We start from the raw sequence: 11945 nt of genomic DNA, 5'->3' as shown, positions 1-11945 counted from the left end.
ACCTGTCGACCGCCACCGACCCGGACGGCCGAACCGGCCCCAACGGCCCGATCGAGCCGACAGACGACGACACCACCGTCGGCGACCTGGAGCTGGCCGACCGGCACGCGCTGCGGCGCGTCGCCGGGCTCTCCACCGAACTCGCCGACATCACCGAGGTCGAGTACCGCCAGCTGCGGTTGGAGCGCGTGGTGCTGGTGGGAGTCTGGGAAAGCGGGACGGTCACCGACGCGGAGAATTCGATCACCGAGCTCGCCGCGCTCGCCGAGACCGCCGGGTCCCAGGTCCTGGAGGGCCTGATCCAGCGCCGCGACCGGCCTGACCCGGCCACCTACGTCGGCCGGGGCAAGGTCGGCGAACTCAGCGACGTGGTGCTCGCCTCCGGCGCGGACACGGTGATCTGCGACGGTGAGCTCTCCCCGTCACAGCTGCGCAACCTGGAGCAGAGAGTCAAGGTCAAGGTCATCGACCGGACCGCGCTGATCCTGGACATTTTCGCCCAGCACGCCAAGAGCAAGGAGGGCAAGGCCCAGGTCGAGCTGGCCCAGCTGGAGTACCTGCTGCCCCGGCTGCGCGGCTGGGGCGAAACGCTGTCCCGGCAGACCGGAGGCAGCGGCCGTGGCGGCGGTGCCGGTGGCGGCGTCGGCCTGCGCGGCCCCGGTGAGACCAAACTGGAAACGGACCGGCGCCGGATCCGTACCCGGATCGCCCGCCTGCGGCGGGAGATCAAAGGCATGCGGACGGTACGCGAGACCAAACGCGCCCGCCGTACCCGCAACGCGGTGCCTGCGGTGGCGATCGCCGGCTACACCAACGCCGGTAAGTCCAGCCTGCTGAACCGGATCACCGGTGCCGGGGTGCTGGTCGAGGACGCGCTGTTCGCCACCCTCGACCCGACCACCCGCCGGGCGCATGCCGCCGACGGCCGGGTCTACACCCTGTCGGACACCGTCGGCTTCGTCCGGCATCTGCCGCACCAGATCGTCGAGGCGTTCCGTTCCACCCTGGAGGAGGTTGCCGAGGCCGACCTGGTGGTGCATGTGGTCGACGGTGCCCATCCGGATCCGGAGGAGCAGGTTCGCGCGGTCCGCGAGGTGCTCGCCGAGGTCGGTGCCGACCGTCGCCCCGAGTTGCTGGTCGTCAACAAGATTGACGCGGCCAGCGAGGAGGAGTTGCTGCGGCTCAAGCGGCTCTGGCCCGACGCGGTCTTCGTCTCCGCCCGGCAGGCCCGGGGCATCGAGGCCCTGCGCGCCGCGATCGAGCAACGCCTGCCACGACCGGCTGTCCAGGTCAGCGTCATACTGCCGTACCACCGGGGTGACCTGGTGTCCCGGGTGCACCACCGGGGTGAGGTCCTCGGCACCCGGCACACCGCCGCTGGTACCCTTCTGCAGGCGCGCGTCGACGAGGCACTCGCCGCCGAACTCCAACCGTTCCTGACTCCGGGCGAGTGACATTCTTTCCGCAGACTCAGTGATCCGCCGAAGACTTCACGTGATTGATCACGGTGTAACAGTCGGACTCAGGCCGGCGTGCGACACTCGTCGGATGCGTCGGCTCCTGACCCCGGCCACGATCGCCGTCGGACTGCTCACGATCCACCTCCTGGCTCCGCCCGGCCCGGCCATGGCCCTGCCCGCCCAGGACCCCTCCCCGCCCGGTACCCAGCAGGTGACACCGGGTGAGCCGGTCTGCGAGATCACCGACGAGCGGCTGCGGGAGCTCTCCGGTCTCGTCGCCACCACCGACGGCTACGTCGTGGTCAACGACAGCACCGAGATCGACAGCAACGAGCGGGTGTTCTTCCTCGACTCGTCCTGCGACGTCGCCAACGCTGTCCAGTACCCGACGCCGCCGTTGGACCCCGAGGACCTGGCGATCTCCCCGGACGGGCAGACTCTCTGGATCGCCGACGTAGGGGACAACCCGACCGCCGACGAGCGTCGCGAACGAATCGCGCTGTGGTCCCTGCCGGTTGACGGCTCCGCCCAACCGGTCATCCATCGGGTGAGCTACCCGGACGGCCCGCACGACGCCGAGGCGTTGCTGATAGCCAACGACGGCACCCCGCTGATCATCACCAAGGAGACCGGCCCGTCCGGCCTGTACCGCCCGGTCGAACAACTCCGCAGCGACAACGACGACCCGGTGCCGATGGAGCGGGTCGGCGAACTCGAACTGCCCACCACCAGCACCCCGAACCTGTTCGCCGCCGCCGGCCGGCTCACCGTCACCGGCGCGGCCCGGTCCCCGGACGGCAGCCGGATCGCCCTGCGCACCTATGCCGACGCCTTCGAGTGGGACCTGTCGGCCGACGGCGACATCGTCACGACGCTCACCAGCGAACGCCCCCGGGCCACCCCGCTCACCGACCCGTTCGGCGAATCGATCGCCTACTCCCCGGACGGGGCCACCTTCCTCACCGTCTCCGACGTCGCCACCCTCGACGAGGGGACCCCGGTGGAGATCCTGCGTTACACCCCGAGCACCGAGGTCGCGGCCCAGGTCGACGACACCGGCGGCGGTGACCGGGAGGGACCGTCCTGGCTCAACCGGATCAGCCTGCAGGAGATCAACCTGCTGATCGCGGCGGTCGGTGTGCTCGGCGCACTGCTGGTCGGACTCGGCATCTTCGGTATCGTCCGGGCCCGGCGGACGGCACGGTCGGCAGCGATCGGTGGACGCGGCGGGGGCCGCGCCGATCGCGACCCGGACCGGTCCGACCGCGACCCGGGGGACCGCGACCGCGCTGCGGCCTACGCCAGCGATTCGCTGGGCAGTGGCGCCTACGCCAGCGATTCGCTGGGCAGCGGCGCGTTGCCCGGTGGCGGACCGGCCCCGGCCGGCCGTAAAGCCGGCGGTGTCTACGGCGCGGCGAAACCCGCCGCCGGTTCGGCCGCCCCGACCGGTCCAGGCGGTGGTGGCGTCTACGGCGGGTCGGCGGCAAGACCGCCCGCCGGCGGGGCCGGCACATACGGTGCCGCCAAGCCCGCCACCGGCGGCCGGGCCGGCGTGTACGGGGCCGCCGCGCCACGGCCGGACACCGGCGGCTACCGTCCGGCCGGCGGGGTCGACTCCGGGGCGGTGTACGGGGCGGCGAAACCGGCGCCACCGGCCCGGCCCGGCGCGGCAGGCGTCTACGGCGGTGCCGGGCACTCCGGCCGGTCCAGGGGCACCAAGGACGCACGCGACTCCGGCGGGTCCTGGGACCTCGGTGGCGACTACCCGGGCGACGGCTACCCGGCCGACCGCTACGACCAGCCGCGAGCCGGTGGGCCGCGCCCACCGGCCGGGCACGTCGAGCGGGAACCCGGCGTCTACGGCCGGTCCGCTCCCGAGCAGCCGGACGAATGGCGCGGCTGAGACCCCGCAGCTGACACTCCTGCGGCTGAGACCCCGCCGAGAACTGCTGCGCGCCGGGTCAGACCCGGCGTAGCACCGCCACCACCCGGCCCATGATGGTGGCCTCGTCACCGGGGATCGGGTCGAACGCGGCGTTGTGCGGCATCAACCAGACGTGCCCGTCGCGCCGCCGGTAGGTCTTCACCGTGGCCTCGCCGTCGATCATCGCGGCGACGATCTCCCCTGAGTCGGCGGTCGGCTGCTGACGTACCACCACCCAGTCGCCGTCGCAGATCGCCGCGTCGATCATCGAATCGCCCTTGACCTGCAGCATGAACACCTCACCCTCGCCGACTAGCTCGCGGGGCAGTGGGAAGATGTCCTCCACTGCCTGCTCGGCCAAGATCGGCCCACCGGCGGCGATCCGGCCCAGCATCGGCACGTACGCCGGAGCCGGCCGCAGCGCCCGCTCGGCCTCGTCATCGGCGGTGTCGTGCGGCGGACGCACGTCGACCGCCCGGGGACGGTTCGGATCCCGGCGCAGGAAGCCTTTGCGCTCCAGCTCCTTGAGCTGGTAGGCGACGCTGGACGGGGAGACCAGGCCGACCGCCTCGCCGATCTCCCGCACGCTCGGCGGGTAGCCGTGCCGGTCCACCCAGCTGCGAATGAACTCCAGAATCCGGCGTTGCCGGGCAGTCAGCTCGCCGTTGACCGGCTCGGGAAATGCGCTCACCACCGGTGTCACGGCACGCAACCGGGACTCGCCGGAACGGCTGCCGCGCCGTCCACGTACCGACGCGCCGGCGTTGACCGTCGTCGCGCCGCCGCTGCCTCCACCCTGCTGGGGCGGGCCCGCCCTGTCGTCGCTCGACACATCCGTCCTCTCCCCGGCCGTCAGATCGCATCCTGATCGGCACCATTGGTGTCGACCAAGACGGTAACCAGAGATCCGGTCAGGTTCAAACATCTGTACGAGATGTCGGTGCGTGTCGTCCTGGCAGTAGTTTATCGTACGCGCGTTCGACTGATTTCGGTGGCGGCATGGGCGGTAACCCTCGGGCAGGGATCGGTGTTGGCAGAGTGACGACGCGCCGAAGTGCGCCGGCCAACTTGACCGGGCCCCGGTTGCGGGCCTACCGTCGACCCCAACATCTAGTAGTTACAAGGGCGTAAGTTGTCCACAGGTTGGGTCTCCTGACTGAGAGCAACGTCTCCAGCGGGCCGGCCCCGCGTACCCGCGTGACCCTGCGGTGACCACTGCGCGCCCATTTCGACCCCGCGGCTCGACGGAAGGGACATCGGCATGCGCTGCCCGTACTGCCGGCACGCCGACTCGCGCGTGGTCGACTCGCGGGAAGCCGACGACGGCCAGCTCATCCGCCGCCGCCGGTCCTGCCCGGAATGCGGCAAGCGGTTCACCACCGTCGAGGAGGCGGTGCTCGCCGTGGTCAAACGCAGCGGCGTCACCGAGCCGTTCAGCCGATCCAAGATCATGGGCGGGGTGCGCAAGGCCTGCCAGGGCCGACCGGTGGACGACGACGCCATCGCCCTGCTGGCCCAGAAGGTCGAGGAGACCGTACGGGCCAAGGGCGCGGCCGAGATCCCCAGTCACGATGTCGGGCTGGCGATCCTCGGGCCGCTGCGCGAGCTGGACGAGGTGGCGTACCTGCGGTTCGCCAGCGTCTACCGGTCCTTCGACTCGCTGGACGACTTCGAACGCGAGATCGAGACGCTGCGGGCCGCCGCCGGGGCGCGGGAGGCCGCGACGACCCCGGTGGCGGCCGCAGCCGGGCCCGGGCCCGGCTGACCGGCCCCGCGGCAAACCCGGAACAGCAAGGCGTACGGCCGACCGCAGGTCCCGGCGGGGCGGGTACGGCCGAGAAAAAAAGCTGAACGGCAAGACGGAAACGACCGCGTGGCACGACGCTGCGCGAGAGCCTGAGGGGGCGATCAGATGGCGGGGGAAGGTGTGACCGCGAAGACAGGCGGTAGCGGTAGCGGCGGCACGGCGAAGGCCAACGGCGCGGCGGGTTCGGCCAACGGTGCGGCCAAGGCCAACGGCAAGGCCGGATCGGCCGCGGGCTCCAACGCGCGGGTACGGGCCAAGGCCGGCGCGGGTGGCCTGACCGTCGAGCGGGTGTGGACCAGCGAGGGTGTGCACCCGTACGACGAGGTGACCTGGCAGCGCCGCGACGTGGTGATGACCAACTGGCGCGACGGCACGGTCAACTTCGAGCAGCGCGGCGTGGAGTTCCCGGAGTCGTGGAGCGTCAACGCGGCCAACATCGTCACCACCAAGTACTTCCGTGGGGCGGTGGGGACCCCGCAGCGGGAATGGTCGCTCAAGCAGCTGATCGACCGGGTGGTGAAGACCTACCGGGCGGCGGGGGAGCAGCACGGCTACTTCGCCACCCCGGGCGACGCCGAGATCTTCGAGCACGAGCTGACCTGGATGCTGCTGCACCAGGTGTTCAGCTTCAACTCGCCGGTCTGGTTCAACGTCGGCACCGCCTCCCCACAGCAGGTATCAGCGTGCCAGCCGTACCACTCGCTCGTGAGCACGCCGGCCGGCCTCGTCCCGATCGGCAAGCTGGTCGAGGAGGACGCCGTCGGAGCCAAGGTCTACGACGCACACGGGCTGACCCGAATTCTCGCGGTCCAGGCCAACGGCATCAAGGACGTATTGCGCCTGCACACCAAAGCCGGCTACACCCTGGACGTAACCGCGGACCACCTGGTCTGGAAAGCGACCGGCGAGGGCACCGGTCGGTTCGTCGAAGCCGGCACCTTGGTCGCTGGCGACACTCTCGAATGGCACCGGCGGGGTAGCGACGGCGAGGCGGAGTTCCACCCCGGCGACGTCCACGAGGCCGCGCTGGCCGGTTGGCTGCAGTCAGACGGCTTTGTCGGCCAGTACGATCAGGGCACCAACCGGTCGCTGACAATCGAGGCGATGACCGTCAACGACGACGAACTCAGCTGGGTCGTCGCCGCGATCGACCAGGTCTTCCCTGGCGCGCACCGCCATGAACGCCGCGTCGTCACCCAGGACGTCACCCTCGACTGCCGGCGGACCCGGTTGTACGGGGAGAATCTGCGCCCGTTCATCGACAAGTGGGGCCTGCTTGCCCGGGGCACCGAGATGGAGGTGCCGGCAACGCTGTTCACCGCGCCGCTGCCGGTCGTCGCCGCTTATTTGAAGAGCATCTTCCAGGCAGAGGGCTATGTCTCGGAGCGTGAGGCGTCCACCTTGGTCGGCCTGGACATGATCGGCGAGCGGTTGATTCGCGGGCTGCAGCGGCTGCTGCTGCGCTTCGGGATCTTCGCCCGGGTCGGTTTCAAGGCCGACCCGCGACCGAACCGGCACGGCACCTGGTCGTTGCGCATCCAGAACCACGGCGACCGGGACACCTTCGCCGCAGAAATCGGGTTCGTCGACGCCCGCAAGTCCGGCAAGCTGGAGGAGAGCTTTGCCAAGGTGGGCCGGTCCGCCAAGGCGACGAAACGCCTCGTCATCGACCGGGTCGAACCGCTCGGGGCGATGGAGGTCTACGACATCCAGACCGAGTCGGGGGAGTACCTCTCCGACAACCTGCGAGTGCACAACTGCTTCATCCTCGCCGTCGACGACTCGATGGATTCCATCCTCGATTGGTACAAAGAGGAAGGGCTGATTTTCAAGGGCGGCTCCGGGTCCGGGGTGAACCTGTCCCGGATCCGCTCCTCCAAGGAGCTGCTGTCCAGCGGTGGCACCGCCTCCGGCCCGGTCAGCTTCATGCGTGGCGCCGACGCCTCGGCCGGCACCATCAAGTCCGGCGGCGCCACCCGCCGGGCCGCCAAGATGGTCATCCTCGACGTGGACCACCCCGACATCGAGGAGTTCGTGCAGACCAAGGCCCGCGAGGAGGACAAGATCCGGGCGCTGCGCGACGCCGGGTTCGACATGGACCTCGGCGGTGCCGACATCGTCAGCGTCCAGTACCAGAACGCCAACAACTCGGTCCGGGTCTCCGACGAGTTCATGCGGGCGTACGAGGACGGGGGCAACTTCGACCTGCGGGCCCGGCTCGACGGCTCGGTGATCGACACCGTCGACGCCAAGAAGCTGTTCGGCACCATCGCACAGGCCGCCTGGGAATGCGCCGACCCCGGTCTGCAGTACGACGACACGATCAACGACTGGCACACCTGCCCGGAGAGCGGACGCATCACCGCGTCCAACCCCTGCTTCACCGGCGACACCCTGGTCCACACCGACAAGGGCCTGATCCGGTTCGACGCACTCATCGACCGGAGCCGGCAGGGCGAATCGTTCGGTGTCTACACCCACGACGCCACCAACCCGGACGCCCCCGCCGACCAGGTCGTGCTGACCAGCCCCGAAGCGGTCATGATCACCGGGACGAACGAGATCACCCGGCTCGAGTTCAGCAACGGCATGGTGCTGCGCTGCACCCCGAACCACCGGATCTGGACCACCAACCGGGGGTACGTCGAGGCCAAGGACCTCACCCCGGACGACCAGATCCTGCCGCTCAACCAGCCCACCCCGGCGACCGCCGCGTCCTGGGAGTTCCGCATGCGCGCGGACAGCAGGGTGTCACCCGGCGACGTCGTGCCGACCAAGTGGCAACGGGAGTCCCGACTGCCGGAGAAGTGGACCGAGGACTTCGCCCACCTGCTCGGCTGGCTGGTCGGCGACGGCTCAGTCCGGGAAGGCACCCCGGGCGTACGCGGTGACAACCCCGGTGCTAGCTGGGTCTACAGCCAGTCCGACCCGGAGGCCATTGTCCAGCGGCACCAGACGGTGCTGGAAAGCATCGTCGGCCTGCGATTCGACCCGGTCCAGATGCCCAACGGCACCGTGCAGCTGCGCAGCAACCGTACTGCCGTCGTCGACTTCCTGACCGGGCTCGGCGTGAGCACTGCCCGCGCCGTGGACAAGCGACTGCCGTCGTCGGTGCTGGAGGCGCCGCCCGAGATCCAGGCGGCGTTCCTGCGCGGGCTGTTCGACGCGGACGGCTGCGCCGCCGAGACCGCCAACGGCACCCGTTACGTCGGGCTCGGCGCGGTCTCGATCGAACTGCTCCGCGAGGCACAGCGTCTGCTGAGTGGGTTCGGCATCGGCAGCCGGATCTACGCCACCCGCAAGGCCGGTGACACCACCTTCCGGTACACCACGAACGGTGGCGACGAGCGCGAGTACCACGGTAAGCAGCTCTACGACCTGCGGATCAGTGGGGAGAACATCCGCCTGTTCGCCAGCCGGATCGGGTTCGACCACCAGGCCAAGGCGCAGCGGGTGGCCCGTTGGCTCGAACAGCACCGGTTCTACCGGACGGATCAGACGGCGAAGTTGGTCAGCCGCGAGTTCGACGGCTTTGAGACCACCTACAATCTGTCCGAACCGCGCAACCACTCGTACATCGCCAACGGCGTGGTCGTCCGGAACTGCTCGGAATACCTGCACCTTGACAATTCGTCGTGCAATCTTGCGTCGCTGAATCTGATGAAATTCCTGCGGGCCGACGGCGGCTTCGAGGTGGAGAAGTTCGTCCGCTCCGTCGAGTTCGTCATCACCGCGATGGACATCTCTATCTGCTTCGCCGACTTCCCGACGCAGAAGATCGGCGAGACCACCCGGGCGTACCGGCAGCTCGGCATCGGCTACGCCAACCTCGGTGCCCTGCTGATGGCCTCCGGTCTGCCGTACGACTCGGAAGCCGGCCGGTCCTACGCCGCCGCCATCACCTCGGTGATGACCAGTACGGCGTACCGCCGTTCGGCGGAACTGGCCGGCGTGGTCGGCGCCTACGACGGCTACGCCCGCAACGCCGAGGGCCACAAGCGGGTGATGCGCAAGCACGCCGCTGCCAGCGATGAGATCCGCCCGACCGGCCCGACCGCCACCGCCCTGGCCCGGGAAGCCGCCCGGCAATGGGAGATCGGCAACAGGATCGGCGAAAAAAACGGCTGGCGCAATTCCCAGGCAAGTGTACTCGCGCCCACTGGTTGCCTCACCGCGGACACAATGGTGACCACCGACCGCGGGCTGGTGCGACTCGGTGAGATCGGCGACGTCTACGGCGACCGCTGGCAGGACCTCGACATGATGGTGTCGACCGACGAGGGCGCCCGCCAGGCGACGAAGTTCTTCGTCAACGGTGAGGAGCCCACTCGCCGGGTGGTCACCAACGGCGGCTACCAGATCCAGGGCACCCTGGCCCACCGGGTCAAGGTGGTGGAACCGGCGACCGGCGAATGGGTCTGGAAGCGGATGGCCGAGGTTGCCCCCGGCGACCTGGTACCGGTGCAGCTCGGCACCCTGGTCGGCGAGCCACGTCGGGTGCCGCTGCCGGTGCTCGACCAGGCGTACTACGCCGGCGACCGGCGACTGTACGTGCCGGACGCGGTCGACGCCGAGCTGGCCGAACTGGTCGGCTACTTCATGGGTGACGGCAGCCTGCACGCCAAGGGGCTGCGGTTCGCCGTAGCCGACACCGACCTCGACGTTGTGGAACGGTTGCGGGTGCTCGGCAAGGGCCTGTTCGGGCTGGAAGCGGAGGTCGCGGCGCGCACCGGCTACCAGGAGGTCGTCTTCTCCTCGGTGCGGCTGGCCCGCTGGTGGCAGGCAGCCGGGTTCGCCAAGACGCTGCCGCACCCGGAACACACCGGCAAGGGCTGGTCGCCCCGGGTGCCGTCGGCGATTCTGGAGACCAACGACGTCACCGTCTACATCGCGTTCCTGCGCGGCCTGTTCGAGGCCGACGGGACGGTGATCGAGGGAGTGCCGTCCGTGTCGACGTCCACCGAGTCGTTCGCCGCGGAGATCCGTACCCTGCTGCTGACCCTCGGGATGGCGACCACCACCCGGCGGACCCGCAGCGGCATGGGCAGCGACATCTGGCAGGTGCGGCTGCGCAATACCGACCACGCGATCCGGTACGAGGAGACGATCGGCTTCATCGGCGCCCGCAAGGCGGAGCAGATCGTCGCCGCGCCACAGCAGACCGGCAACCGGGACCGAATCCACCTGCCGCGTGAGCTTTGGGATCTGCTGGTGCCGGCCGGACACCCGATGCGCGGTGCGGTTGTGCAGTCGCTGGCGAAGACCGGCGGCGTGTCGCGGACGCTGGCCGGCGAGATCTACGGCGAGGTGCTGGACGACCGCCTCGGGCACGCGCTCGGCTACCTCTACGAGACAGTGGCGGCGAACGAGGACGGTGGCGTGCAGCCGACGTACGACCTGTCGGTGCCGGCCAACGTCACCTACGTCGCCGGCGGGTTCGTCAGTCACAACACCATCGGTCTGATGATGGACTGCGACACCACCGGGGTGGAGCCCGATCTGGCGCTGGTCAAATTCAAGAAACTGGTCGGCGGTGGCTCGATGCAGATCGTCAACCAGACGGTGCCGCGCGCGCTGCGCAGCCTCGGCTACCCGGAGGAGCAGGTCGAGGCGATCGTCGAGCACATCGCCGACCACGGTCACGTGGTCGACGCGCCGAGCCTGCGCACCGAGCACTACCCGGTGTTCGACTGCGCGATGGGGGAGCGGTCGATCGCGCCGATGGGGCACGTGCGGATGATGGCGGCGGTGCAGCCGTTCATCTCCGGGGCGATCTCCAAGACGGTCAACATGCCGGAGGCGGCGACCGTCGCCGACGTCGAGCGGATCTACTTCGAGGGCTGGAAGCTGGGCCTGAAGGCGCTGGCGATCTACCGGGACAACTGCAAGGTGGGCCAGCCGCTGTCGGCGGCCAAGTCGGACAAGGCCAAGGAGACCGCCGCCGCCGAGCAGGCCAAGGTGATCGAGAAGGTCGTCGAGAAGGTCGTCGAGTACCGCCCGGTGCGTAAGCGGCTGCCGAAGAAGCGTCCGTCGGAGACGGTGTCGTTCTCGGTCGGCGGTGCCGAGGGCTACCTGACCGCCTCGTCGTACCCGGACGACGGCCTCGGCGAGGTCTTCCTCAAGATGTCGAAGCAGGGTTCGACGCTGGCCGGGGTGATGGACGCCTTCTCGGTGGCGATCTCAATCGGCCTGCAGTACGGCGTACCGCTGGAGACGTTCGTGGCGAAGTTCACCAACATGCGCTTCGAGCCGGCCGGCATGACCGACGACCCGGACGTGCGGATGGCCGCGTCGGTGATGGACTACATCTTCCGTCGCCTGGCGTTGGACTTCCTGCCATACGACCGCCGGGCCGAGCTGGGCATCTTCACCGCCGCCGAGCGGACCGCGCAGATGCGGGCCGAGGCGGAGGCGGAGAACGCGGCGTCGGAGCTGTCGGAGATGGCGGTGTCCGCGCCGGTCGAGCCGAAGCATCCGGAGGCGTCGGCGCCGTCGTCGGCCGACTCCGGCAGCGGTACGGCGACCGAGCCGGCCGCCGCGAGCACGCCGGCCCCGTCGTCGGTGCACTCGTCGACGGAGCTGCTGGAGGCGGTGATCGGCAAGGCTGCCGACGCGCCGCTCTGCTTCACCTGCGGCACGAAGATGCGCCCGGCCGGCAGCTGCTACGTCTGTGAGGGCTGCGGTTCCACCTCCGGCTGCAGCTGATCGAACACGCGTCACGGGGAGCCGGATGTGATCCGGCTCCCCGTTCGCG

Annotated in this window: 5 protein-coding genes; 4 read left to right on the top strand and 1 reads right to left on the bottom strand. The window is 69.7% G+C overall.

From position 1 onward, the window contains the following. The first annotated feature begins 50 nt into the window (after nt 1-50). Both hflX and O7543_RS10315 read left to right on the top strand, forming a co-directional pair. Nucleotides 51-1454, top strand: coding sequence for a GTPase HflX (gene hflX, locus O7543_RS10320; protein WP_281555508.1), 1404 nt, complete (start codon nt 51-53; stop codon nt 1452-1454). 94 nt (nt 1455-1548) lie between these two features. Next, complete coding sequence (locus O7543_RS10315; RefSeq protein WP_281554031.1) at nt 1549-3363, top strand: hypothetical protein; 1815 nt, start codon at nt 1549-1551, stop codon at nt 3361-3363. A 58-nt stretch (nt 3364-3421) separates the two neighbouring features. Here the strand turns inward: O7543_RS10315 and lexA are convergent, their stop codons facing one another. Further along, nucleotides 3422-4096 carry a transcriptional repressor LexA gene (gene lexA / locus O7543_RS10310; RefSeq protein ID WP_281555509.1) on the bottom strand — a complete coding sequence of 225 codons (675 nt, stop codon included), beginning with the start codon at nt 4094-4096 and terminating at the stop codon, nt 3422-3424. Nucleotides 4097-4645: 549 nt separating this feature from the next. Here lexA and nrdR point away from each other — a divergent pair. After that, nucleotides 4646-5149: a transcriptional regulator NrdR gene (gene nrdR / locus O7543_RS10305; RefSeq protein WP_281554032.1), complete on the top strand. Its 504-nt coding sequence runs from the start codon at nt 4646-4648 to the stop codon at nt 5147-5149. Nucleotides 5150-5479: 330 nt separating this feature from the next. Beyond that, entirely contained in the window at nt 5480-11896 is a 6417-nt protein-coding gene (locus O7543_RS10300; protein ID WP_281555510.1) for an LAGLIDADG family homing endonuclease, read from the top strand. Nucleotides 11897-11945 lie beyond the last annotated feature (49 nt).

It is taken from the genome of Solwaraspora sp. WMMA2080 (assembly GCF_027497395.1).
Taxonomy (GTDB): domain Bacteria; phylum Actinomycetota; class Actinomycetes; order Mycobacteriales; family Micromonosporaceae; genus Micromonospora_E.
This window is presented reverse-complemented; position numbering and strand designations above follow the sequence as displayed.

Excerpts from the sequence above, each read along its gene's own strand:
- O7543_RS10315 (WP_281554031.1), top strand. The coding sequence starts at position 1,549 with ATGCGTCGGCTCCTGACCCCGGCCACGATCGCCGTCGGACTGCTCACG.
- nrdR (WP_281554032.1), top strand. The coding sequence starts at position 4,646 with ATGCGCTGCCCGTACTGCCGGCACGCCGACTCGCGCGTGGTCGACTCG.